Below are 24,853 nucleotides of genomic sequence, written 5' to 3' on the forward strand. Positions count from 1 at the left end.
GTTTTTACGCCAAGGTTGGATGGAAAATGACTTATCTAAATTGTTTTATGATATTCATCCAAAACATAACTCTTTTGTAGTGCAGTGACTATAACTCAGACATAATAATTCCTCAGTTAATATATTATCCCAAAAATAAATAGTTAAGTCTTCTGGTTATAGAAGACTTAACGTCTGACTATATAGTGTTAAAGCTAGCCCTTACTTTTTCGATTAGGATTCATTTGCTTACCTCGATTTCCTTGGGCTTGGTCATAAGCTTTATTAGTACCACTCGTTCCTTTATTTGGGTTTCTCACGTTAGAATTGTTGTCTGCTACAGTAGTTTTCTTCGCGCTCATATAGAATTCCTTTAAAAGTTTTATTAGAAAATTTAGGCTTACTACTCACTACTCTGTGAGTAAGTTAACTATAAATAGTCGTATGCAAAATAACCAATAATTCTGGCGACGTAAATTTACTATGTTTTTTAACCCTTCTAACTTAGACCCTAAACCAAAAAAACACCCAACCAAGTTGAGTGTTTTTTTATTACTATATCAAACTAATCAGATCTTTAGTTTGATGTTATTCCCACTCAATCGTCGCAGGTGGCTTGCTCGAAACATCATAAGTCACGCGTGATACTTCAGCGATTTCATTCATGATACGGTTCGATACAGTCTCGATCAAATCATACGGCAGATGCGCAAAGCGTGCCGTCATAAAGTCTACCGTCTCAACCGCACGTAGCGCGATTACCCACGCATAGCGGCGGCCATCACCGACCACGCCGACAGATTTGATTGGTTGGAATACCGCAAATGCTTGTGCAGTCTTGTCATACCAGCCTGATTTTTCTAACTCTGCCATAAATATCGCATCAGCCAAACGCAAGATATCCGCATATTCTTTTTTGACTTCGCCAAGGATACGTACGCCCAAACCTGGACCTGGGAACGGATGACGATAGATCATTTTGGCTGGTAGGCCCAAAGTAATACCAAGCTTACGCACTTCATCTTTGAACAAATCGCGTAATGGCTCAATCAGCTTAAATGCCAAGTCATCTGGCAAACCGCCTACGTTATGGTGGCTCTTAATGACGTGTGCTTTGCCTTGATGCGACTTAGCAGATTCGATAACGTCTGGGTAAATCGTACCCTGTGCCAAGAACTCAACGACTTTACCATCGCTCTGCTCACTCACTTGACGCGCACTATCAGCGAATACGTCGATGAACGTTTTACCGATGATTTTACGTTTCTTCTCTGGATCAGACTCGCCTGCTAGCGCATCTAAGAACAAGTCTTCAGCATCAACACGGATGACTTTTACACCCATATTTTCTGCAAAGATTTGCATGACTTGGTCGCCTTCGTGCAGACGCAAGAGACCGTTATCAACGAACACACAAGTCAGCTGATCGCCGATTGCTTTGTGCAATAGCGCGGCAACGACTGAGCTATCCACACCGCCCGATAGACCTAGCAATACTTGCTTATCACCGATTTGCTCTTTTAGCTGTGCGATACGCATATCAGCGATATTGTCTGGCGTCCACTCACCTGCACACTCGCAGATTTGATGCACGAAACGGCCAAGCAGCTCTTGACCTTGTAGCGTATGCGTCACTTCTGGGTGGAACTGTAGGCCGTAGTATTGCTTATCATCATTGGCCATAATCGCGATTGGACAGCTTGGCGTGCTAGCGATGATGTCAAAGCCTTCAGGTACTTCGATGACCTTGTCACCATGACTCATCCAAACGTTTAGCTTCGCAGCCGCGCCGTCAGTCTTGCTGTCTTCGATACCATCAGTCAGCTGCGAGTGACCATTTACTTCGATAGTCGCCGCACCAAACTCATGAATGTCACTGGCATGAACTTGCCCGCCAAAGCGATCTGCCATTGCTTGCATACCGTAGCAGATACCTAATACTGGCACGCCTAGGTCAAATACCGCATCGTTGATACGTGGGCTGTTTTCTGCGTGGACGCTCTCAGGGCCACCTGACAAGATGACGCCTTTTGCGCCAAAATCGATGATGCGCTGAGTGTCGATATCATAAGGGAACATCTCACAAAACACCCCAGAATCGCGCACACGGCGGGCGATTAACTGGCTATATTGCGAGCCAAAATCGAGGATTAAGATGCGATCTTCTTTGATTGCAGGAGTGGTCATAAATCGATATCCATCAATAGATAAATTGGTGCCCTATTTTAACAAGTTTACGCCCTCTATTGGCTATTAGATGGTTAATTATTCACGATTATTATTCGCGCATACCCTCAATTTGAATAATTACTCCCTAAGTAATGATAAAAATAAGCAAAGAGTAGACAGCAAACCCAATTATGAGCAAACTATCTTCCTCTCTATTCATCAGCCATTTGCTAGGTTTACTACGTAATATCACTCAAAGCTGAGTGCATACGATTCAACCCTTCTATCAATATTGCTTTAGGACAGGCCACATTTAAACGCATCTTTAAATGTCCTTCCTCGCCATATTTAATACCGGCGTTTAGCTCAACTTTAGCAGCTCTAAGCGCGTCATACAGCGCCTGATCGTCTTGACTATATGCTGAGCAATCTAGCCAAATTAGGTACGATGCTTCTGGGCGCATGATTTTAATATCAGGCAAATGCTCATTTAAAAACTGCACGGTCAATTCAATATTGGCCTCAATATAACTAAGCGCCTGCTCTAGCCACTCACCGCCGTGCTCGTAAGCACTACGCATGGCTGTATACGCAAATAGGTTCAGCTCGTACTCATCATTTAATTGCTGCTGCTGACTGATTTTTTTGATTAGCGCTTTATCTGTTGCAAATATCATAGAGCCTTTGATACCTGCAATATTAAAGGTTTTGGTCATCGAAGTCAGGCTGACGACGTTGTGCTCATAGCCTTTTGGCAGCGTCAGAAATGGCGTAAACGTATGAACAGTCAAGGTTAAATCTTGATGAATTTCATCACTCACAATTGCCACATTGTGCTTTTTGCAAATCGCAAGCAATGCTTCAAGCTCAGCAGTCGTCCATACGCGCCCGCCCGGATTGTGCGGATTACATAGTAGATAAAGCTTAACCTCATGCTCGATGATTTTGGCTTCGATATCAGCCAAATCCAAATGATATTTACCTTCAGCTTCCTTTAGTGCAGAGGTTACGAGCTTACGACCATTTTGCTCAACCTTACTCATAAAAGGCGTATAAATAGGATCGTTGACCATTACCGCTTCGCCTACCTTGGTAAAGACATTCATCATCAGCGCTAGGCTTGGCACGACACCAGGAGAAAACAAGATATTCTGCTTCTCTAACCGCAAGTCATAACGACTACCATGCCAGTTAATAATCGAATCGTATAAGGCATCAGTAGGCTTGGTATAACCCAAAATGCCATGCTGCATGACTTGCTCAACCGCGCTTAGTATCGGTGCGGCAGCCTTAAAATCCATATCTGCTACCCATAGCGCAATCGTGTCATCGCTATAGTGCCACTTGAGTGAGCCGGTATCGCGTCTGTCGATTATTTCATCAAAGTTATATTGCATTGGTACTCTTCTTATTTGGAATAATAATGGTTTGGAACGTCAAAAATACAGCGCAATATATGCATTGTATTATCAATATACGCTACGCTATCTGCTCTAGTAGATTAAGGCGCATTCAATTTTTCACAAAGAATTAAAGTGATTTTAGACCCTAAATATCCATTTATCGGCTTAAATAACCGTCAAAGATATAAAGTAAACTTTATTTCAATAATGATTAAAAATTAATGCTACATTAAGGTTTCGGACTCTATCTATGATAAAGTTATTTATGCCAAAGTGCGCTGATGTTGCCATAATTATAATCTATCAACATCTACCCAAACTATCTAATAAGCCATCAAGGCTAACAAAAAGGAATGAAGAATGAAAATGGACTTTTTACCGAAATCAGTACTAAAGATTAGTGCCCTTACCTTTGCCATTGCCACAACCGCTTCTTGCACTGCTATGGCAACAGGAACTGACCATCAGACTGCAAACGCAACTAGCAGCACTGCTATCACTCTCGGCAATGCTGCCACGACTAGCGGCACCAATGATACCGTTGCCATCGGTAGTCAGGCCAATGCAGGATTAAACTCAGCTACTGCCGTTGGCGGTCAAGCTAACGCTGCTGGTCTAGGCTCAACCTCTATCGGTTGGCAATCAAAAGCCACTGCCGAACGTGCGCAAGCTTTTGGTCATCTAGCCAATGCAAGTGGTGTGCGCTCTACCGCTGTCGGTGAAGCAGCTATGGCAGGTGGAAATAACGATACGGTTGCTGTCGGTAATAAAGCCAATGCAGGTCTAAACTCAGCCACTGCCGTTGGCGGTGAAGCTAATGCCGCTGGTCTAGGCTCAACCTCTATCGGTTGGCAGTCAAAAGCCACTGCTGAACGCGCACAAGCATTTGGTCATCTAGCCAATGCAAGCGGTATGCGCTCTACCGCTGTCGGTGAAGCGGCTATGGCACAAGGCGCAACTTCCGTCGCGGTTGGTAATAAATCTATGGCAGGCGGCATGAACAGTATCGCTATCGGTAATGAGGCAAAAGCATCTAAAGACAACCAAGTCGTCTTAGGTAACGCCGGACAAGTTCAGTCGAGTACCGCAGCACAATCAGGTACGGTCAGAATCGTCACAATCGATGACAATGGCACCTTAGGTACGATGATGGTTGATTACTACCAAAAAGCTAAATAATTATAGTTGAGTGGTCAACACTGATGCTGTTGTAGTCAGTCATACTAGATAAAACAAAAAACCTCGCGATTGCGAGGTTTTTTTGGTTTGCTTGGTGGTGTTTTGGAGTGCTGTGTTAGATTTCGTGGTTATCAGAGTTGTTATAAAATTGGAGCTAATCCTGCCATTAGACATTACCTCAGGGCTAAAACGTGCTTTAAAGCTCATGTTATATAATGGCAAGCTTTAAGCAGTCACAAACAGTTCCTTATTACTCTGAGTACCTTATAATCCACCAATATTCTCTATCAACCTCACTTCATTCTCAGCAATAGCTCTTTTAAACACTTGATAGCTTGTGACTTTTTGCGGAATGGAGAGCTTAAATTTGTGGATACTGCCACCAAAACCATTAAGCAATCCCATATTTAGCGCCAAGTCATCCTCTTCTGTAGGGGCAACATAACCTTCGATATCTGCTTTATACAAAAACAAGTATGACAGGACTTGATTAAGGTCATCTCTATCGATTTTGTTATCTTTCATACGCTTATATTTAGCGTCTAAAATAATACGACTGTCTTTCACAAAGTCAGGATAACGACGGACGTTATTACCTGAAAATTTTTGAGCATAGACCTTGATACCACCTTGTCGGTTATTATTAGTAGGATGGTCATATCCGATAGGACGTAGTAGTGTGTTGAGGTACTCCTCCCATAACCACGCTCCATCAAACAAAATGCCGTGAGCCTTATCATCATTGTTAGCGTATTTCAAACCTTCATAACGTAAAATTTGCAGACAGATTTTTTGCAGGCCACTGTATTCCGTAAAGTAAGGATGTACAAAAGGCTTACGGTTAGTATTGATAATAGTATGCCGGTCACGTACATGATATGACGGAGTATGTTGGACAATCAGATTGACGAAATCAAGTGTTTCGCTGTCGCTATGCAACACATCTCTCAGATTGGGTTTTTGTTTGATAAACTCTATGGCGTGACGAATGAGCTGGGAAATTGGATTATCAAAACTATGCTCACGCACACTGTAGGCAACATTGCCTCGAAACGGCAGATTCTGTCGCAGATGGGCTTTGACATCGATAGCCCCTTTGAGACTACTGTCGTTATAGCTTTGCTTTTGATACTCTTTATACAGGCCTTGTGAGAGCGCTTTTTTAAGAAAATGAGGAAATAAATATACTAAAAAATCAAATAGGTTGGTTTGATTTCTACTGTGCTTTAAATCAAACAGGTTAATACACAATACTTTTTGCAGCATATAATGTAGAAAATAATCTTCTTCAATAGCCTCTTCTTGATTGGCTTGGTCATCACTACCTACAACAGATGCCCGAGCAAAACGGGACTGGATTTTCAACTGTGTACCTTTTACACCAATAAAGCCCATGACATTGCCTGTCTCTAAAACGGTCTGAGACTCACTAACATTTAATTCAAAGATTGGCTTACTGGCAATATCATCTTCGTTATCTTCAAAATGTGTGGGGAAAATCAATAAATTGGGGTGTGCGGTCACTAGCTCGCCAATATTTTTACTAGCGAGTAGTGATAAATCATCTATAATTTTATTAACGTTTGGCTCATTAGAGCCTAAAATTAATGAGGTATTATCCGTCGTTACGATCATCATCAAACCCTAACTGTAGATTATAGGCATCTTTTAATCCTTGAATCTGTTGCTCAGCATTAGGATAACCACGCAGATATTCAAAAAGTAGCGACTCTAAATGATATGTCCATAACTTATCAAAATCGCCATCATAGTTGGCAAGCTTTAGGAAGTAAGATGGGCCAACGTGATAAGCCGAATTCAATCCTTGCACAGATTCGATAGCCTTGTTTAAATCCATTAGGCGTTGTTCTGCTTCCTCTGCCCAATCATCAATTTGACCTTCCCACATAGATAGTCGATCTGCTGATTTAATTTCTTTCCATGCAAAACGACGGCGCATAGCAAAATCAAAAGACTCAACACTGCGGTCGATATCATTCATTGTGCCAATGATATAGACGTTATCTGGTATATAAAAACCTTCTTTGAATACATCTTCGTCCGTTTGCAAATTGGCATATTGAGTAGTGACTCTACCACTCTCCCCTCGATAGCCAGGGTCAATAGAGAAGAAAAGCTCACCTAATACTTTAGAGATTTCAGCACGATTAATCTCATCCAAGATAATAATGAATTTTTTATTCTGATTATCTGTATTGGTAAGGGTTAAGTCATAGTTTTTTTTGATGTATTCGCATACTGGAATCAGATAAGGCTTCCAGTTGAGCGCTTTGCCTGTTTCAAAGTAATTTTGTATCAACGATTTAGTTAACGTGATTTGTCTCTGTGTTTCACTTGATAAAACAGCTGTGATATTTTCACGCGTGTTCACAATAATTGTGAATGGACTTCCTTGGCTAGGCGTCACTAAGTCTATAGCGCTTTCGGATATATCATCTATAAATCTTTGATAAACTTCTTCAAAATTGCTTAACTGTTGATTATTTTGATATTTTCGTGCTTCTTTACAGAACTTTTTAAAGCTTCCATCTCGTAGCTCAAAACCAACTTCTCCGTTTTCATTTTGAATAGGTCGTAAGCCTTCTACAAAGTCAGTATAGTCATAAGATGGATGAAACTGAATGAGTTCATATTCTGCATCCCATTCCTCAGCCAACGTTTTAGCTAAATAGGTTTTACCTGTTCCTGGTGCACCTGTAAGTATGAGATTTTTATTAGCAAGTAATAGCTCGCTAATTTCTTGTAGCAAAGGATTAGTGATAAATGGCTGATGATTTTGATTACTTGATTTTTCAGTCATATTTAATTCATTGGCGAGTTTAAAAATATTTTTATAGGCATTAAATAGATCGCCTTTTAGATCATTTATAATATTGTAGTATTCGACTAAATGCAGTTTTTGTTCATCATCTAACGCTACTATTCGACCAAATAAGTAATGCTCGTCTCTAACAGGATTTTGGAAGTCGTATTCATCCGTATTTAATGCAAAGTCTCTATTGGCAAGCTTGATCATCTCGTCACTGTCTTTCAAAGCAATGAAAGCATCTATATAAGGCTTGATATACTCTATCGGAGTCTTTTCTTCTTTGAATCTGACATACAGCGTATTAAACCCCAGTCCATAACCAATTCTATTGTCTGACAAGTAAATATGGTACTGAACTTCGGTACCAGCCCCTTCGTTAATTGCCCATTCTCTGTCTTCGCTATCATATTTGAACAGCAATTTAGAGTTAGTGATTCTTTGATTGCCTGTCAGCTCTTTTCTCGCTATAAGAAAGTCTCTTTTTAAATCACCAACGTCTTTGTTTATAAGACTGACTAAATGACCAATGCTATCTATTTTGATAGCATTGGCATTGATATAGTCGAGTTCCTTCATTGCTTCAACTAACTCGTCCCGTAGTTTCCATTCAAATAAGTTACCCGCTACCTTCTTGCCAAGCATTGTAACTAGCCAGTAGGTCTTATCTCCCTCCTCAGTAGTTATTTCAAACCTATTTAAACGCTCTTGAACAACTCTACTAAAATGTGTTACTAGAGCAGTAAGAGAGTTAGAATGTGTATGATATTTTTCTGCTAAATATTTACAGGTTGCCTTGTACTCAGGTTCTAAAAAAAAGATACTCAGTACATATTTATAGTTACTGGTCATAAAATTATCGTCAGATAATATCTCCAACCATTCATACTTAGTAACTTGCGATTTAGAATTATAATCATCACTTCTAACGACGACCTGCTCCATATTTATTCCTATAAATTAATAATTTTTTAGTATTTTTCCTAAAACTACCGCCCCTTAAACTCAGCCTCACGTCTCTCAACCATTGCCATTACACCTTCTTTCGCATCTTCTGAATGAAATAGTGGCGGCAGATAGCTATGGATATTGGCCAATGCCGTTGCTGCACCATTACGGCTAGCATCTTGCGCAGAAGACAATGCCCCTCTCACACCCAAAGGCGCGGCTTTGCAGATCTCTTGTGCCAGTGTCAGTGCACGCTCATACTCAGTCCCATTTGCCACCACTTCGCTGACCAAATTCAGTCTATCAGCCGTTTGCGCATCAAATGCTTTGCCCGTGAGTAGATACGGCATGGCTTTTTGCCAGCCAGCAGCGGCTACAAAACGTACCGTTGCACCGCCAAATGGCATGATGCCGCGCTGGACTTCCATTTGTGCAAAATTGCAGTTATCACTGGCGATGACCACATCACTGTTGAGCATCAGCTCGATAGCCACGGTGAAGCAAGTGCCTTTGACCGCCACGACCACAGGTTTGGTGCGCAGTTTTCCACCGATGCCCCACGGGTCGATTTGATCGTCATTAAACTCAAACACGCCATCGCTTAGCTTGTCTTGCAGCTCTACCAAATCCAGCCCAGCGGTAAAATGATCACCATGCGCAAATATCAGCGCACAGCGTAAGTTATCGTCTGCCTCGTAGCGAGTCATGGCGTCAGACAGTTGGGCAATCATATGACTGTCAAAGGCGTTGCGTTTGTTGGCACGGTTTAGCCCGACAAGGCAAACATGGCCTTGCGTGTTATAAGTGATGCGGTTTTCTGTGGCGTTACTATCCGTAGTCATGGTTCCATCCTTGTTAAAGTAATTATTTGCATATTTTGCATATAATGAGTGGTTATATAGTCGAATCTCAATAATTTATCGGTAGAGATTGAGCGATAAGTCACCTTTAATATAGACACCCTCGTTCTATAACACAAGCAATAGAGATGACTCGCATAGTGCAAAAATCGATAAAAGTTGACCTCATTTACGATAAGTGCAACTATGTTGCAGGTCTAAGTATGGTTCAGAGTATTTTATGGAATTTTGGCACGGTTTTTTGCTCATCACTAGCGTACACCTATTAGCCGCGGCCTCACCTGGCCCTGATTTTGTCTTAGTCTCGCAGCAGACATTAGCAAAAGGTCGACGCACAGGTTTGATTTGTAGTCTCGGTATTACCTTGGGTCTTGCCGTCCATATAATTTATTCTGTATTAGGACTGGCGACTGTCATTGCTCATTCGCAGCCATTATTGACTACTATTAAATGGTTGGGTGGTGGCTATCTGATTTACTTAGGTTGGCAAGGTATCCAAGCTAAGCCTAAAAAACCAGCAGATTTAGACACAGCTCACCTTTTAGAAAAAACAGACTCGCAAGTAGGTTCAAGCGCTCACACTTCGCAAGATGCGCTTACTAGCCAAACCACACCTACAACAAGAGAAGCCACTATCAAAAAATCGTCTAGTAATGGCGAATCTACCTTTGCCACGTTGCGTCGCGGATTTCTTTGTAATGTCTTTAACCCAAAAGCGCCTATCTATTTTGTAGCTATTTTTACTCTTGTATTGTCGCCTGATATCCCGCTTTGGCAATTGGCTATTTATGGTGTATGGATGATGGTGTTACAGATGGCGTGGTTTAGTACGGTCGTCATGCTACTCTCTATCCCTGCGGTACATCGACGCTTCCAACGATTTGAGCATTGGATCGACCGTGTATTGGGTACTGCGATGATCGTATTAGGGCTTAACTTGATATTACGTCACCGATAAGCGACCGATAAAGCGCGGATAAACAATTAGCAACCTGCGAAATCTGCTACACTGGTTACTTATATCCATATATCGTAGCCTGACATTATGACAAGTAAGCCCATGACCCGTAACCCTGCAAATAGTAAACACAGAAATAGATCTCCTGCGACCGCGAAAAAACTCGGTCAGCTGCACCCACGCAACCCGCACCAAGGTCGTTATGACTTTGCAGTACTGACTCGCGCCTTACCAGAGCTTGCTGACCACACCATTACCAACCCTAAAGGTGAGTCGACGATTAACTTCTCGGATCATCAGGCTGTTCGCGTGCTAAATAAAGCACTGTTGGCGAACTATTACGGGGTTAAATTTTGGGACATTCCTGAAGGTTATCTATGTCCGCCTATTCCTGGACGTGCCGACTATATTCACTATATCGCGGATTTACTGGCGCAAACCACTCACGTAAACGCCGATAACACACCGCCAACGGGTAAAGAAATTCACGCCCTTGATATCGGTACTGGTGCCAGTGCTATCTACCCTATCGTTGGTAGTCAAAGCTATGGCTGGCGCTTTACAGCAAGTGACATTGACCCTATCTCAGTCAACACCGCAGCGCTGATTTGTGAAGCTAATCCAAAACTAAAGAGTGCGGTCAAAGTAAAGCTGCAGCCTGAGCCTAAGTTTATCTTTAAAAACATCATTGGTCGTCAAGATTATTTTGATGTCGTGGTTTGTAACCCTCCGTTTCATGCTTCATTAGAAGAAGCGATGGAAGCCAATAGCCGAAAGCAACATAACTTGCAGCGTCATCGTGGTAAAAATGAAAGCGAGCAAATCAGCCGTAGCTCAACCAAATCAGGCAACGCTGCGCAAAACCTAAACTTCGGTGGTCAGCATAAAGAGCTATGGAGTGAAGGTGGCGAGATTGCCTTCCTGACCAAGATGGCAAAAGAAAGTCAGAGCTTTGCAGAACACGTTGGCTGGTTTACTACTTTAGTGTCGAAATCTGAAAACGTTAAGCCATTGCAATTATTATTAAAGCAGCTAAACGTCGCTCAAATGCGCATTATCGAGATGAGCCAAGGTCAAAAAAGCACTCGCGTACTAGCTTGGCGCTTTGACACTGACGAAGAATAATCACTAAGCAAAACTACTAATCTAAGTTTCACGTGAAACAAAAAAGCACCGTTTTGATATTCAAAGCGGTGCTTTTGTATAAATACTCAGTAAAAATCTAAATAAATTAGCTAAAAAACATCACCTTTAGACCAATGGCAATAAGCACAATACCGCCCAATGCTTCAGCTTTATCCTCTAGCCATGTGCCTGATCGACGTCCCAAATAGACCCCGATCCAGCCAAATATAGCGGTTACTACAGCGATAATAAGGCAGGCTAACCACGCGTTCAGTGCCAATAAATTCAGCGTAAACCCTGCCGCCATTGCATCAATACTGGTTGCAACCGCTAACGTAAACATGGTGTGATGATTAATATGTCCATGCTTACTCGTGGCTATTACTGTGTCGCTACCAGTGTTAATAGCAACATCATTGACGTCCAGATCATCACTGTCATCATCCGACTCATCAGCAGTAAACACTTCGTAAAGCATTTTGCCACCTAGAGCAATCAAAATAGTGCCGCCAATCCAAGGTGCAGCAGCGGCCAACCAACCCAACATTGCCGCACCCAATAAATATCCGATAAGCGGCATGACACCTTGAGCAATACCAAAGTAAAGCGCAGCATAGATAGCCAAGCGCAGTACATATTGATGACTGTATTTTTGAGCCTTAGCACCCAACCCTATCGACACTGCAAACGCATCCATCGCTAAAGCAATAGCGAGTAAAATTACTTCAACCATTTGATTCCCACAAATTATAATTATTAGGTAATAGAAACGCTAACAAATGAGTTTCACGTGAAACAAAAATACCGCCTTGAATATCAAAGCGGTATTTTTATAAATTGTCAGTAACCAGTTTCAAATTTAGATATCTAAGTTCGATACTGTTAGTGCATTTTCTTCAATGAAGATACGACGCGGTTCAACGTGATCACCCATTAGACAAGTAAACATATGGTCAGCGGCGATAGCATCTTCGATAGTAACGCGTAGCATACGACGATTTTCAGGGTCCATCGTTGTATCCCATAGCTGGTCGGCGTTCATCTCGCCTAGACCTTTGTAACGCTGGATAGCTAGACCACGACGCGCATCAAGCATCATTTGCTGCCAGAGATAATCAAAGTCACGCACTGGGATGTCTTTCGTCGTACCAGCAGATGCTTCACGGCGGATAAAGGCATCGCTCTCAAGCAACGTATTCCACTCGCTTGATAGACGTAACAACTTGCCATACTCACCCGAGTTGATAAAGCTAGCATCTAACAGATAATGGTGTGCCAGTTGATGCACATATACCGTGACGCGTGGCAGCCACTGTGCCTTGGTAGATAAAGCCTCACTATCTGACGCTTCGCCTTCCTCAGTACCTAATACTGGCGTCATACCCAATAGATCTGCTGCGGCTGCGTCCATATTTTTTGGCTGCGGCGCATGGATATTAACCAATTCAATCTCAGGGCTTAGATCGCTACCGAAGTGATCCAGCTTAGTCTGCATTTCTGCTTTCCAATCTTGCATAGCAGACTCGTCATAAGTCATGTCAGTATTAAGTTTTGGTGTATGCGTCAATGCGTCCAAAATCACTGCTGGGAAACGAATCTGTAAACGTGCTTTGATCAACTGCGTTTGGTTATAGTCATTGAGTAGTGTCTCAAGCGCTTGACCAGTAATCGCAGGCGCATCAGCACTGATATGCAGCTTAGTATTGTCAATTGTTGAAGACAATAGATACGCTTTAAGCGCTTCGTCATCTTTTAGGTATAACTCTTGACGGCCTTTTTTCACTTTGTATAGCGGCGGCTGAGCGATATATACATAACCACGCTCGATCAACTCAGGTGTTTGACGGAAGAAGAACGTCAATAGCAACGTACGAATGTGCGATCCATCAACATCGGCATCGGTCATGATGATGATTTTGTGATAGCGTACTTTGTCAGGATTATATTCGTCAGGGCCAATGCCACAGCCCAATGCAGTAATCAGGTTGCCTACTTCCGCAGAAGATAACATTTTGTCAAAACGAGCACGCTCAACGTTTAGAATCTTACCTTTCAATGGCAAAATAGCTTGGGTTTTACGGCTACGGCCTTGTTTGGCTGAACCACCTGCAGAGTCACCCTCCACAATGTATAGCTCAGATAATACTGGATCTTTTTCTTGGCAATCGGCTAACTTACCAGGCAGACCTGCAATATCCAAAGTGGTCTTGCGACGTGTCATTTCACGTGCTTTACGTGCTGCATCACGTGCACGCGCTGCATCGATAATCTTGTTAGCAATGGCTTTACCTGCACTTGGATTCTCTAACAGATAGTCATTGAACTTGTCATGCATCGCTGATTCAACAGCAGATTTCACTTCGCTTGATACTAGCTTGTCTTTGGTCTGACTTGAGAATTTTGGATCTGGTACTTTTACAGAGACAATTGCAGTCAACCCTTCACGAGCGTCATCACCCGTTGCGGCTACTTTCTCTTTTTTAAATAAGTTTTCGCGATCCATATAACTGTTTAGGCAACGCGTCAATGCTGAACGGAAACCAGATAAGTGAGTACCACCATCTTTTTGCGGGATATTGTTGGTGAAGCACAATACTTTTTCGTTATACGTATCTGTCCACTGTAGCGCGACTTCTACGCTGATACCATCATCTTGCTGACTGGTAAAATGGAATACTTCATTGATACCGTCTTTACCAGCATTGATATAGCTAACAAACTCTAGCAAGCCACCTTTATGCTCAAACTCGTGACGCTTATCAATACGCTCATCAGTCAAAACAATACGCACACCAGAGTTCAAAAATGACAGCTCACGTAAGCGTTTTGCCAAGATATCGTACTCAAAGATCGTACCGGTAAACACATCACTACTAGGATAAAAGCGGATTTGGGTACCTGTCTGATCGGTGGCTTCCATCTGTTGGATATCGCTATCAGGTACGCCATCAGTATAAGTCTGATGATAATGATAGCCTTCACGCCAGATATTCATTTCAAGCTTTTGAGACAGAGCGTTAACTACTGATACACCCACACCGTGCAAGCCACCTGACACTTTATAGCTATTGTCATCGAACTTACCACCTGCATGCAAGACCGTCATAATAACCTGTGCCGCTGATACACCTTCTTCTGGATGAATATCGACTGGTACACCGCGACCATTATCCATCACACTGACAGACTCGTCTTCGTGGATGACAATATCAATCTGATCACAGTGACCGGCAAGTGCTTCATCGATAGAGTTATCCACTACCTCAAAGACCATATGATGCAAGCCTGTGCCATCATCGGTATCACCGATATACATACCAGGACGTACACGTACGGCCTCTAACCCACGCAATACGCGAATATCTTTAGAACTATAATCAGAAGGCAATACTTCTGAAACTACATTAGGCACGGCGGCTTCAGTAGCACTGTCGTCTATCAATTGCTCGTGGTCAATAGGTAATGAATCACTCATGTACATTCCTTAATCTAGCCATAATCAGCCATTTACGATTAGCGCACTTATAAAAAGTCTGCTACATAATGGCATCTTAAAATTAACGTCTATTATTCATAATCTAGAGTGCATATGAGCAGCTAAACCACTAACCACCGTTAGCCTTAAAAAAGGCTGCACAGAGATAAAATCAGCAAATTGCTTATTAGTAATAGTCTTTGTTTTTCTAACCATTGTTAAAACTATTGAAATAAATAAAATACATAATTATCAATCACTTATAGATATTTGAAAAATAGAAATCTTTTCTATGATGCTATCAAATAAACTGCTGAGCACAGGACAAAAATAAAGGATCATTTTAACATTTTTTTGCTTCTAAGTCACTGTTTACTGAGAGTTTTAGGGTCTGTGAAAGGTCGTCTTAACATAGTAACTGTTAGGACAAATAGTAGTGGCTAGTGTACTGAGTAATGAGTAATGAGTAATGAGATGTGAAAGTAGATGGATAATCATCAAAAGTATAAGCAAAAGAATGAAATATTAGTTAGTAAACAGAATCTCACCCTGTTTCACGTGAAACGTATTTGGTTGTGACCAAAGTTCATTAACTAAAGGTAAAATATCATCTGTCAGACTGGTCATGAATACTTGGCAAGGGAGTTTAGCTAGGGTCGATAGCAGTATTCCTATAGCTCTATCATCCAATTCTGCAGTGATATCATCTAAGAGCACAACAGGTGTCGCTCTCGATGATAAATCATCCTTGATTGAGTCACTGCGCTCTCCATCGTTTAGCAACAGTGGTAGTTGCGATAAGCGCAGTGCAGTAATGAGCAGTTTCTTTTCACCGCGAGACAATACGTTTGCTGCCTGCTCTTTTAAAGTCGGTAATTTGGTTTGAACACCATGTGCTGAATCCGCTTTTCTGGCATCTGTCGTTTGATCGTTTACAGACTCATTAGAATGCCAATGCACATGAATATCAGCACGATGATTGCCTATACGAGTATACCCCAATTGCAAATCCTGCTCTAACCGCTCATTAAGCTGCACATCTAGCGCGACACTGGTGTCATAACCAGCGTTATAGCTCAGGCTCAGTTGCTCAGCGTAAGAAGGCAATAGCTGTACGATACTCTTGGCAAAATAAGGCTGCCATTCAGTAAATACTTGCTCGCGATAATGATGAATCAAAGCAGCATGGTTACTCAACCCTTTATCCCATGATTTCAGCTCAGAAAGCTGTACTTGTGTTAAATGACGAGTGCTCTTTAGCAAGCTATTGCGCTGTTTCAGTAGGCGTTGATAAGCCATCCATTGTGGATGAAACCCTTGTTTCATGTGAAACACTAACCAATCTAGCAGCTGTCGACGGCTCGCACTTCCCTGCTCCAACATATCCATTGTCGATGGATCTATCAGCAACGTGGGTAGCTGCTCTGTTAAAACACTTTGGTTGTAAACAGTGGTTTGATTGAGGCGTAAGATGGTCGTAGCATCTGCTTGCTTTTGAATAGCTAAAGTACGACTATCATTGAGCTTAGCATGAACAGTTGTATTATTCTGATGATGCTGGATATAACGTTTGGGCTGGTAATGGCGAAAACTCTTACCTCTTGATAACAAGAATATTGCTTCGAGCAACGAGGTTTTACCACTACCATTTGCACCGATAATGATGTTGCAAGCAGCAGGCTCTAAACTAATTTGAGTAAGGTTTCTAAGATGGGATATTTGTAGACGTTCAATCATGGTATCGATAGCCGCCCATTAAAGCCTGCTAATCTAACAAGCAAAAGTTCATTAAAAATCAATATTTAGTACTAAAAACAAAGCTCTTTAAAACGTACTATTTCTATTCAATTTTTTTGTTTCTAAAGAAAAACGCATTATATACGCATTGGCATAATGACATACTGATGGAACTCATCATTGAGTTGATTGACCAATACAGAGGCATTCGATTGGCTCATATGCATTTGTAAGTCGCCTTGGATGACACCTAATACATCTTGCAGATAAGCAGCATTAAACGACAGCTCCATCGGCTCGCCTTGATACTTAGCTTGTATCATCTCGACTGCTTCATCCTGCTCAGCATTATTAGCACGTACTTCGACCATGCCATCGCTAGCAAAATTAAAGACCACACCACGAGATTTCTCATTACTCAAAATGGCAACGCGGCGTAATACATCGGTCATTTTTTCTTGACTGAATAAAGCCAATTTATCAGTATTGCTCGGCATCACACGGCGATAATCAGGGAACTTGCCATCAATCAAACGCGCGGTAAATGTCACCATTAGATCTTGACTAACCTGCCCTGCACTATCTACATCACCAAATGGCAAACTTACTTGTAAAAACTCTCGGCCAAAACTTAGGGTAACTGCGTTGTCCTGATCACCCAGCATTTTACCAAGCTCAGAAGCTAAACGCTCAAGTTCGATCACTGCCTTACGTGGCAAGATAGCTTGCATATTGATATCTGCACTTACATTGATCACACTACGGGCTAATGCCAGTCTATGACCATCTGTTGCTACCGTTGTCAGTTGCTGCTGTGAAACATCAAACAACATACCTGTTAAATAATAGCGTACATCTTGAATTGCCATCGCAAACTGCGTTTTATGAATCAAATCTGTCAGACGATTACGGCTAATGGTCAGAGGTGTGATATTTTCAGGGTTACCCAAGCTAGGATAGTCTTCGCTTGGTAGTGTCCCTAATGTAAAACGACTCTTACCACTAGTTAACAAGCAACGCTCATTTACCTGAGTTGCTAGATTAACTTGCGCCTGCGCTGGTAGCGATTTACAAATATCTTTTAGCTTGGTTGCAGGAAGCGTCGTTGTACCTGGTTCAACACAAGCACCAGCAGGCAATTTCAATGTCGATGTCAGCTCTACCTCTAAATCTGACGCTGTTAAGATAAGCTCAGAGTCTGATAACTGTAGCTTGATATTACCCAATATAACCATATTGTGGCGTTTATCAGCGGCTTTAGCGATCAAGTTGATAGCTTTTAGTAACGATTCTCGATTGATCGATAATTGCATGCTTAGTTACTCTTATTTGAATGATTCTTTTATAAAAATTTGTCGTAATGACTCAATAATACCTTGTCTGCTGACGATAATCTACAGAGCATCTGTGCACTTGTATTTTCAATATTATAAACCATCTGTATCCACTAGAATACAACGATATCTGTCGCTTCTATCCTGCCTGTAACATTAGAGCTAGGGTTTTATAATCCTTATCAAATGCAGGATCTGCTGCTCTTAACTCATTTACTTTATCGCAAGCATGCATCACCGTCGTATGGTCGCGTCCACCGAATGACTGACCAATTTCAGGGAAGCTATCGCCTGTTAATTCACGCGACAAAGCCATCGCTATTTGACGTGGTCTTGCAATACTACGCGTACGTTTGCGCCCCATAATATCTTTGACCGTGACATCATAGTACTCAGCAACTATCTTACGGATGTTATCCATATTCACTGCTTGCACACGCATCGCAACGATGTCTTTAAGCGCATATTGCACCATTTCAAGAGTAATCTGTGCCCCTGTTAAGTTAGCATTGGCAAACACCTGATTTAGGGCACCTTCTAAACGTCTGACATTAGACACCACATTTTGCGCAATGAATAGCGCACATTCCTTTGGTAACACCATTCCGTAGGAGGCTGCTTTTTTCTGCAGAATTTGTACTCGAGTATCAATCTCAGGAGGATCAACAGCGACTGTTAATCCCCAAGAAAACCGTGATCTAAATCGTTCATCAAATTCCGTCATTTGGGAAGGATGTCGATCAGAGGCTAAAATCAACTGTTTATCACCACTAGTAAAATCTGCAAATAATGTTAGAAACTCATTACTGCTTTTAGTCTTTCCTGCCAATACATGAATATCATCTACAATTAATAAATCTACTTTTTTTATTTTCTTTTTAAAATCTTCTATTTTATTATTTCTTAATGAATAAACTAATTGATTAATAAATTTTTCAGAAGTGAAATAATAAAAACTTTGATTATTTTTTAAATAGCGATGAGCTACAGAATGCATTAAATGCGTTTTTCCCAATCCAGAAGGGCCGTATATAAATAAGGGATTGTGACGATTTTTTGATTGGCGCTTACTAAGCTCATAACAAGCCTTGTAAGCCAAGTTATTGGACTTACCTGTAACAAAGGTTTCAAAAGTAAATTCGGGGTTCAGATAGCTTAATGATTTTGTATCAGCAGACTCAATTGGCTCATTATGACGCATGTTCGCATCTATATCTGCTTTGGCGTTGTTATGATGAATAGATTCAAATTTATGTTCGGATGGGGTAGGGGAGACCTCGTCTTCTACAAACAAAGAACCTGATTGACTGTTATCTTCTACATTGCGGCCAGCATTATCAACACGTACGACGACCTCTTCAATACTACCTTGGCTGTGTTTGGTCACCAATTGATGAATATCTTGAAGATGATTCTTCTTGATATACGTCACAAAATAATCGTTGGGAGCAAGAATAATCAAAGTTTGCGCTTCTTGATGAGCTGATAGAGGTCTCAGCCACATAGTAAACACGTTGTCTTTGACGTTATAACGCAAATCGTTTAGACATTTATCCCAAATATTTGCTGTGTCTATCATGAAAAGTACTGACCTTGTAATCTGAAATAATAGTTATTTTTTAGCAATATAACTTGCTATCTAAGCCTCGATATTACACGTAACAACTAACCAAAGAGTTCGTACTAACACCCTATACGAAGGTATATATCAAGTAGCGCCTAATTTAACACAGATACCCTGTGGATAAAACCTTGTTTTTTGTGGATAAGACTGTGGACAATTTTGTGTATAACTTTCACGAGCTAGTTATCCATATTTAACCCACAGTTTATCCACAGGCTTACCCATAGCCTAGTAAATTGATAATAAAAAGGAAACCAGACTTAACCACAGATAATCATGGTCCCAATAATAACAATACTATATTTATATTAATTAATTATTATTATAGTGTTTGAGTCTAACTGTGGATAACTTTGTAATTCATATAATATATAACTATAAAATTTGGTTAACTAAAAATAGGTTTTTAGGAAGATATTCCTACTAGGTTCGTATGAGTTATTTATCATTTGGGGACAAAGCAAATTAGTTTATTGACCAAAACCATACTGAATGGTATAATCCTCCGTTATTACGAATTTAGTCCATTATTTTGATAGGTGAGTTATGAAACGTACATTCCAACCAAGCGTGATCAAGCGTAAACGTACTCACGGTTTCCGTGCTCGTATGGCAACTAAAAAAGGCCGTCAGGTCTTAGCTCGTCGCCGCGCTAAAGGACGTCATCGCCTTACTGTATAATCAGTAGATTGCGATAAGCATGGCTAATAGTGCTTGTTGTGTTCTTATTGTTTATAGATTGCGATAGTCAATCATCACAACTGACACTTAGCCATATATTAAAAGCGCCCACATCGGCGCTTTTTTTGTCTCTATAATTTGTTATTATTTCTTTTATCGTTATTCTACTAGGTTGTACTATGTCCAATACACTTTCAGATACATCTGCAGCTAGTTTCACTAAACAGCAACGTCTGCTTACTCCTGCAGCCTTTCGTGAGGTATTTGACGCACCTGAGCGCAAGATTCATCAGAGTCATTTAATGGCTTTTGTACGTGCTAACGAGCATGCACAGCCGCGAGTCGGTATGGCTATTACCAAGCGTAAAGTACCTACTGCTGTCGCTCGTAATCTGATCAAAAGGTATGTGCGTGAAGAATTCCGTACCAAAGCTTTTAAAATGGAAAATAAAGATATTGTTTTTATTGTAAAAAAACCTATTAAAGATATAGACAATAAAGAATTAAAAAATCAAATAATTAATATTTTTAAAAAAATAGAAAAAAAATAAAATGAGATTTTTATTTAAAATAAAATTTATAAATAAAATTTTTTATAAAATGTTATTCAATTTAATTATTTTCTATCAAAAAATAGTTAGTCCTATAATACCTGCTCGTTGTCGCTATTATCCGACATGCTCAAATTATGGCAAACAAGCTTTAACATGGTATGGCGCTCGTAAGGGTGGTTGGTTGTTGTTAAAACGTCTTAGCAGGTGTCATCCTTTAGGTGGGCATGGTATAGACTTTGTACCTTTACCCTTAGCTTCCTATAGTTATCAATATATGTATTTTACTAATGTACCAAATACTGATAATCAGGGTTTGGGTGTCTATCGAGACATTACTAGCTATGTCTCACAGCTTAATTATTTGATGAAATCAACATAAAGTCGACTTCTTTAGTCTCAGATAGACACTCTGTTGAGTTACCCACAAGTTATCCACACTCTTGGTATCATTTGAGACAGATTTTTAGTAAAATGATGCACATTTTATGTAAATGACTACTGATACAGTTGCAATGTTACAGGACAGCTGTGTAGGTCAGTCATGACACATGCCCTAATTTTTCATTCCCTAATTTTTTAATCTAGGAAAGGTTTATGCAAAAGATATTTCGGGTGATGATCATCATTGCGATGCTAATTACCGCTTATCTGCTGATTTTGGCATGGCGAGATGATTATGCCGATGCTCCAGCTGTAGATGCGGTGCCAGAAACTACAAGTTCGGTAGGTGCTGACATTCCTTCTACTACTGGTGCAGCAGGTGATATCCCGGTACAGACATTACCTGTGGATAATAGTGCTGTGACAGCGACTCCTGCGAAAAACGCTGGTCTAATCACGGTAACAACTGATCGCTATGATATAAAAATCAATCCAGAAGGTGGCGATATTGTTTATGCTGCGCTCAAGCAGTATGACGCAACGCTCGATAGCGATAAGCCTTTCGTATTGTTAGAAAACAATAGTAACCGTGTGTATGTGGCTCAATCTGGACTTATTGGTCAGAACGGTATTGATACAGCAGAAGGTAGAGCGACTTATAGCCATACTGCTAACAATTATGTGATGGAAGATGGACAGCAAACGTTGTCAGTGCCGCTTACTTACAAAAAAGACGGCGTGACGATCACCAAGACTTTCACTTTCACTGAAAATAAATATCCAATCGATATTAGTTATCAGATCCAAAACGCGTCTACCAATGCTTGGCAAGGTCAGATGTTTGCGCAATTAAAGCGTGATGATAGTAAAGACCCTGGTATGTCTGATAAAGGCGCGCTGAGCATGGCGACTTATCTAGGCGGTGCTTGGGGTACACCAGATGATCCTTATAATAAGCTAAAATTTGGCGACTTTAGTGATGGTGAGTTGACGACGACTAGCGATAAAGGCTGGGTTGGTATCGTACAACATTACTTTGTATCTGCTTGGACGCCTAAAAACTTCACTGGTAAGTTCTTTACACGTGAAACAGGTAGTGATTACTTTATCGGCTTTAATAGCCAACCGGTGAACGTAGCACCAAACAAACAAGTTACTTTAAATGCAACACTATATGCAGGTCCAAAAGTTCAGTCTGAGCTAAAAGACGTTGCGGTAGGCCTTAACAAAACAGTTGATTATGGTCTGCTATGGCCAATATCAAAGGTCTTGTTTGCTATCTTGGAAGGTGTGCATAAGGTTGTTGGTAACTGGGGTTGGTCAATTATTTTACTGACTATCTTAGTAAAAATTGCCTTGATGTGGTTCTCTAATAAGAGCTATTACTCGATGGCAAAAATGCGTGCCATTGCCCCGAGACTCAAAGTGCTCAAAGAAGAGCATGGCGATGATCGGATGAAAATGTCGCAAGAAATGATGGCGATATATAAAGAAGAAAAAGTCAATCCGATGGCAGGTTGTCTACCAATCTTGATGCAGATGCCTATTTTCTTAGCCTTATATTGGGTATTAGTAGAGAGTGTTGAGCTGCGTCATGCACCATGGATTTTGTGGATTCAAGATCTATCAGCGATGGATCCATGGTTTATCTTGCCGTTGCTAATGGGTGCGTCGATGTTTGTGCAGCAGCAGTTGAACCCGCAGCCAGCAGATCCTATGCAGGCAAAAGTAATGAAGTTCTTGCCGATTATCTTTACTGCGTTCATGCTATTCTTCCCAGCAGGTTTGGTTCTATATTGGACAGTCAACAACCTGTTTAGTATGACTCAGCAATATATCGTCAATAAAAAAGTTGATGAAGAGCAGAAGCGTCGTACGGTAAAAGTGGTCGATTAACTAGATCTTTTTCAGAAATACCAAAAACCATCGCGCAAGCGGTGGTTTTTTTATAGGTGGTGGATAAGTGGTAAATGTTATCCACAGCTTATCAACATCATCCACAGCTTACAAACATTGACACGAAAATATGTCTGATGCGGCTACCTTTCAAAGTTTGCTTTGTCAGTATGAGTCCAGACGTCTATAATGGAGCTTTTAAACATTGAGAGTCATTGTGGATTCCTTAGAGACAGCATTAGCCGTACCTAATTCTTCTGAAAAGTCTAATACATCTGGATTGGCCACAATTGCTGCGATTGCAACGCCACTCGGGCGAGGGGGTGTGGGTGTCATACGTCTATCAGGTAGTCGAGCTTACGACATGGCATGCGCTCTAACAGGTAAGTCTACTTTTACGCCGCGGATGGCCAGCTTTTGTCGTTTTTATCAAGCTGATGGCACTGTCATTGATGAGGGATTGGTCTTGTTTTTCAAAGGTCCGCATTCATTCACAGGTGAGGACGTTATTGAGCTGCAAGGGCATGGTGGTGTTATTTTACAAAACCAGTTGCTCGCGCGAGTTTTTGAGCTAGGTGCCAAGCAAGCAAGTGCAGGAGAGTTCTCTTACCGTGCCTTTGATAATGATAAATTGGACTTAGTGCAGGCCGAAGCGATCGCTGATGCAATTGATGCCACCAGTGCTGCTGCGGCCAGTAGTGCGATTCGCTCTCTGAGCGGTGAGTTTTCACAAAAGATTAACCAGTTATTAGAACAACTCATTCATCTTCGTTTACATGTTGAAGCAGCGATTGATTTCCCCGACGAAGAAGACGTTGATTTTTTGTCTGATGGCGTCATACAAAGTAAGCTTGAGCAGACGCAAGATAAGATACAGCAAGTTTTAGCAACGGCAAAGCAAGGTCAGCTTTTGCGCGATGGTATCCATGTCGTGCTAGCAGGTAGGCCAAACGCAGGTAAATCTAGCTTGCTCAACCGCCTTGCAGGGCAAGAGCGTGCTATCGTGACTGATGTCGCCGGTACTACACGTGATACGCTGCAAGAGACCGTTGTGCTCAATGGTTTGACGCTACACCTGACTGACACAGCAGGCCTACGTGAGACAGAAGACACTGTGGAACGTATCGGAATTGAGCGTGCCCGTACTGCTATCACGCAGGCTGATATGCTACTGATGGTCTACGATGTGACTCGCGATGTTGAAGAAGAAAGCACACCGTTACAGCTTGCTGAACAGTTATTTGGTGAACTGCCAGAAGCTAAACGCTTATTAATCATTGCTAATAAAAGCGACTTATTAAGCGATAATGATAAAGAAAAAAGTGCTGCTATGACCCAAGCTGAAATCAAGAATAGAGGCTATCAGCAAGTTAATGTTTCATGTGAAACAGGCATTGGTATCGATAATTTGGTTGAAGCGCTATGTGAGAAAGTAGGCTTCCATCCACCAGAGAATAGCTTAATTGCTCGTACCAGACATCTCGACGCGCTTAGACGAACTGCTAATTTCTTGGCAGAAGCTCATGAACAATTAACCGTATTTGAAGCAGGTGAGTTGGTTGCTGATAGCTTACGTCAGGCACAGCAGAGCTTGGGTGAAATAACAGGTGAGTTCAGTGCCGATGACTTATTGGGTAAAATATTTGGTAGCTTTTGTATTGGTAAATAACGGATAAACGGTGTTCTTTATTATTTGATAAATTAGCTATCTTGAAAACACTAC

Annotated in this window: 19 protein-coding genes; 8 read left to right on the forward strand and 11 right to left on the reverse strand. The window is 41.2% G+C overall.

All coding sequences use genetic code 11. The features are described 5' to 3' along the window. Nucleotides 1-194 precede the first annotated feature (194 nt). From ACQKCG_RS09630 to ACQKCG_RS09640, 3 genes are all read right to left on the reverse strand, one after another. The gene (locus ACQKCG_RS09630; RefSeq protein WP_166739253.1) at nucleotides 195-341 is read right to left on the reverse strand and encodes a hypothetical protein; all 147 of its coding nucleotides are present in this window, start codon (nucleotides 339-341) and stop codon (nucleotides 195-197) included. Between the two features lie 226 nt (nucleotides 342-567). Continuing rightward, the gene (gene guaA / locus ACQKCG_RS09635; protein WP_134292789.1) at nucleotides 568-2,166 is read right to left on the reverse strand and encodes a glutamine-hydrolyzing GMP synthase; all 1,599 of its coding nucleotides are present in this window, start codon (nucleotides 2,164-2,166) and stop codon (nucleotides 568-570) included. 221 nt (nucleotides 2,167-2,387) lie between these two features. Continuing rightward, the gene (locus ACQKCG_RS09640) at nucleotides 2,388-3,545 is read right to left on the reverse strand and encodes a MalY/PatB family protein (RefSeq protein ID WP_134292788.1); all 1,158 of its coding nucleotides are present in this window, start codon (nucleotides 3,543-3,545) and stop codon (nucleotides 2,388-2,390) included. 366 nt (nucleotides 3,546-3,911) lie between these two features. Here ACQKCG_RS09640 and ACQKCG_RS09645 point away from each other — a divergent pair, with 366 nt between their 5' ends. Further along, nucleotides 3,912-4,730: a hypothetical protein gene (locus ACQKCG_RS09645; protein ID WP_134292787.1), complete on the forward strand. Its 819-nt coding sequence runs from the start codon at nucleotides 3,912-3,914 to the stop codon at nucleotides 4,728-4,730. Nucleotides 4,731-4,994: 264 nt separating this feature from the next. Here ACQKCG_RS09645 and ACQKCG_RS09650 read toward each other — a convergent pair whose 3' ends face one another. Genes ACQKCG_RS09650 through ACQKCG_RS09660 form a run of 3 tightly spaced genes read right to left on the reverse strand, consistent with a single transcriptional unit; the run spans nucleotide 4,995 to nucleotide 9,347 of the window. Continuing rightward, nucleotides 4,995-6,368, reverse strand: coding sequence for an McrC family protein (locus ACQKCG_RS09650; protein ID WP_134292786.1), 1,374 nt, complete (start codon nucleotides 6,366-6,368; stop codon nucleotides 4,995-4,997). After that, nucleotides 6,346-8,502, reverse strand: coding sequence for an McrB family protein (locus tag ACQKCG_RS09655; RefSeq protein WP_134292785.1), 2,157 nt, complete (start codon nucleotides 8,500-8,502; stop codon nucleotides 6,346-6,348). Before ACQKCG_RS09655 ends, ACQKCG_RS09650 begins: the two co-directional genes overlap by 23 nt. 44 nt (nucleotides 8,503-8,546) lie before the next feature. Beyond that, on the reverse strand, nucleotides 8,547-9,347 hold the full coding sequence (locus ACQKCG_RS09660; protein WP_134292784.1) for a crotonase/enoyl-CoA hydratase family protein: 801 nt from the start codon (nucleotides 9,345-9,347) through the stop codon (nucleotides 8,547-8,549). Between the two features lie 238 nt (nucleotides 9,348-9,585). Between ACQKCG_RS09660 and ACQKCG_RS09665 the strand changes: the two genes are divergently transcribed. Together ACQKCG_RS09665 and rlmF are read left to right on the forward strand one after the other, a co-directional pair. Further along, complete coding sequence (locus tag ACQKCG_RS09665) at nucleotides 9,586-10,323, forward strand: LysE family translocator (protein WP_134292783.1); 738 nt, start codon at nucleotides 9,586-9,588, stop codon at nucleotides 10,321-10,323. 87 nt (nucleotides 10,324-10,410) lie between these two features. Then, complete coding sequence (rlmF, locus tag ACQKCG_RS09670) at nucleotides 10,411-11,448, forward strand: 23S rRNA (adenine(1618)-N(6))-methyltransferase RlmF (RefSeq protein WP_134292782.1); 1,038 nt, start codon at nucleotides 10,411-10,413, stop codon at nucleotides 11,446-11,448. Between the two features lie 106 nt (nucleotides 11,449-11,554). On the opposite strand, the gene ACQKCG_RS09675 is transcribed toward rlmF, so the two are convergent. From ACQKCG_RS09675 to dnaA, 5 genes are all read right to left on the reverse strand, one after another. Then, nucleotides 11,555-12,181: a manganese efflux pump MntP family protein gene (locus ACQKCG_RS09675; protein WP_134292781.1), complete on the reverse strand. Its 627-nt coding sequence runs from the start codon at nucleotides 12,179-12,181 to the stop codon at nucleotides 11,555-11,557. A 126-nt stretch (nucleotides 12,182-12,307) separates the two neighbouring features. Next, a complete protein-coding gene (gyrB, locus tag ACQKCG_RS09680) occupies nucleotides 12,308-14,923 on the reverse strand; it encodes a DNA topoisomerase (ATP-hydrolyzing) subunit B (RefSeq protein WP_134292780.1) in 2,616 nt (871 codons plus the stop codon). A gap of 525 nt (nucleotides 14,924-15,448) precedes the next feature. Continuing rightward, nucleotides 15,449-16,660, reverse strand: a complete 1,212-nt coding sequence (gene recF, locus ACQKCG_RS09685) for a DNA replication/repair protein RecF (RefSeq protein WP_134292779.1) — start codon at nucleotides 16,658-16,660, stop codon at nucleotides 15,449-15,451. Nucleotides 16,661-16,797: 137 nt separating this feature from the next. Continuing rightward, on the reverse strand, nucleotides 16,798-17,973 hold the full coding sequence (dnaN, locus tag ACQKCG_RS09690) for a DNA polymerase III subunit beta (RefSeq protein WP_134292778.1): 1,176 nt from the start codon (nucleotides 17,971-17,973) through the stop codon (nucleotides 16,798-16,800). A gap of 160 nt (nucleotides 17,974-18,133) precedes the next feature. Then, nucleotides 18,134-19,573, reverse strand: coding sequence for a chromosomal replication initiator protein DnaA (gene dnaA, locus ACQKCG_RS09695; protein WP_134292777.1), 1,440 nt, complete (start codon nucleotides 19,571-19,573; stop codon nucleotides 18,134-18,136). A 591-nt stretch (nucleotides 19,574-20,164) separates the two neighbouring features. Here dnaA and rpmH point away from each other — a divergent pair. The 5 genes from rpmH to mnmE all read left to right on the forward strand — a co-directional run bounded on the left by rpmH (nucleotide 20,165) and on the right by mnmE (nucleotide 24,799). Next, nucleotides 20,165-20,299: a 50S ribosomal protein L34 gene (rpmH, locus tag ACQKCG_RS09700; RefSeq protein WP_007394757.1), complete on the forward strand. Its 135-nt coding sequence runs from the start codon at nucleotides 20,165-20,167 to the stop codon at nucleotides 20,297-20,299. A 179-nt stretch (nucleotides 20,300-20,478) separates the two neighbouring features. Continuing rightward, on the forward strand, nucleotides 20,479-20,850 hold the full coding sequence (gene rnpA / locus ACQKCG_RS09705) for a ribonuclease P protein component (protein ID WP_201556106.1): 372 nt from the start codon (nucleotides 20,479-20,481) through the stop codon (nucleotides 20,848-20,850). 1 nt (nucleotide 20,851) lies between these two features. Then, nucleotides 20,852-21,232, forward strand: a complete 381-nt coding sequence (gene yidD / locus ACQKCG_RS09710) for a membrane protein insertion efficiency factor YidD (protein WP_201556108.1) — start codon at nucleotides 20,852-20,854, stop codon at nucleotides 21,230-21,232. A 215-nt stretch (nucleotides 21,233-21,447) separates the two neighbouring features. Continuing rightward, nucleotides 21,448-23,130, forward strand: coding sequence for a membrane protein insertase YidC (gene yidC / locus ACQKCG_RS09715; protein WP_134292694.1), 1,683 nt, complete (start codon nucleotides 21,448-21,450; stop codon nucleotides 23,128-23,130). 280 nt (nucleotides 23,131-23,410) lie between these two features. Continuing rightward, the gene (gene mnmE / locus ACQKCG_RS09720; RefSeq protein ID WP_134292696.1) at nucleotides 23,411-24,799 is read left to right on the forward strand and encodes a tRNA uridine-5-carboxymethylaminomethyl(34) synthesis GTPase MnmE; all 1,389 of its coding nucleotides are present in this window, start codon (nucleotides 23,411-23,413) and stop codon (nucleotides 24,797-24,799) included. Nucleotides 24,800-24,853: the final 54 nt, after the last annotated feature.

This window comes from Psychrobacter sp. NPDC078929 (assembly GCF_050267985.1).
Lineage (GTDB): Bacteria > Pseudomonadota > Gammaproteobacteria > Pseudomonadales > Moraxellaceae > Psychrobacter.

Excerpts from the sequence above, each read along its gene's own strand:
- ACQKCG_RS09630 (WP_166739253.1), bottom strand. The coding sequence starts at position 341 with ATGAGCGCGAAGAAAACTACTGTAGCAGACAACAATTCTAACGTGAGA.
- guaA (WP_134292789.1), bottom strand. The coding sequence starts at position 2,166 with ATGACCACTCCTGCAATCAAAGAAGATCGCATCTTAATCCTCGATTTT.
- ACQKCG_RS09640 (WP_134292788.1), bottom strand. The coding sequence starts at position 3,545 with ATGCAATATAACTTTGATGAAATAATCGACAGACGCGATACCGGCTCA.
- ACQKCG_RS09645 (WP_134292787.1), top strand. The coding sequence starts at position 3,912 with ATGAAAATGGACTTTTTACCGAAATCAGTACTAAAGATTAGTGCCCTT.
- ACQKCG_RS09650 (WP_134292786.1), bottom strand. The coding sequence starts at position 6,368 with ATGATGATCGTAACGACGGATAATACCTCATTAATTTTAGGCTCTAAT.
- ACQKCG_RS09655 (WP_134292785.1), bottom strand. The coding sequence starts at position 8,502 with ATGGAGCAGGTCGTCGTTAGAAGTGATGATTATAATTCTAAATCGCAA.
- ACQKCG_RS09660 (WP_134292784.1), bottom strand. The coding sequence starts at position 9,347 with ATGACTACGGATAGTAACGCCACAGAAAACCGCATCACTTATAACACG.
- ACQKCG_RS09665 (WP_134292783.1), top strand. The coding sequence starts at position 9,586 with ATGGAATTTTGGCACGGTTTTTTGCTCATCACTAGCGTACACCTATTA.
- rlmF (WP_134292782.1), top strand. The coding sequence starts at position 10,411 with ATGACAAGTAAGCCCATGACCCGTAACCCTGCAAATAGTAAACACAGA.
- ACQKCG_RS09675 (WP_134292781.1), bottom strand. The coding sequence starts at position 12,181 with ATGGTTGAAGTAATTTTACTCGCTATTGCTTTAGCGATGGATGCGTTT.
- gyrB (WP_134292780.1), bottom strand. The coding sequence starts at position 14,923 with ATGAGTGATTCATTACCTATTGACCACGAGCAATTGATAGACGACAGT.
- recF (WP_134292779.1), bottom strand. The coding sequence starts at position 16,660 with ATGATTGAACGTCTACAAATATCCCATCTTAGAAACCTTACTCAAATT.
- dnaN (WP_134292778.1), bottom strand. The coding sequence starts at position 17,973 with ATGCAATTATCGATCAATCGAGAATCGTTACTAAAAGCTATCAACTTG.
- dnaA (WP_134292777.1), bottom strand. The coding sequence starts at position 19,573 with ATGATAGACACAGCAAATATTTGGGATAAATGTCTAAACGATTTGCGT.
- rpmH (WP_007394757.1), top strand. The coding sequence starts at position 20,165 with ATGAAACGTACATTCCAACCAAGCGTGATCAAGCGTAAACGTACTCAC.
- rnpA (WP_201556106.1), top strand. The coding sequence starts at position 20,479 with ATGTCCAATACACTTTCAGATACATCTGCAGCTAGTTTCACTAAACAG.
- yidD (WP_201556108.1), top strand. The coding sequence starts at position 20,852 with ATGAGATTTTTATTTAAAATAAAATTTATAAATAAAATTTTTTATAAA.
- yidC (WP_134292694.1), top strand. The coding sequence starts at position 21,448 with ATGCAAAAGATATTTCGGGTGATGATCATCATTGCGATGCTAATTACC.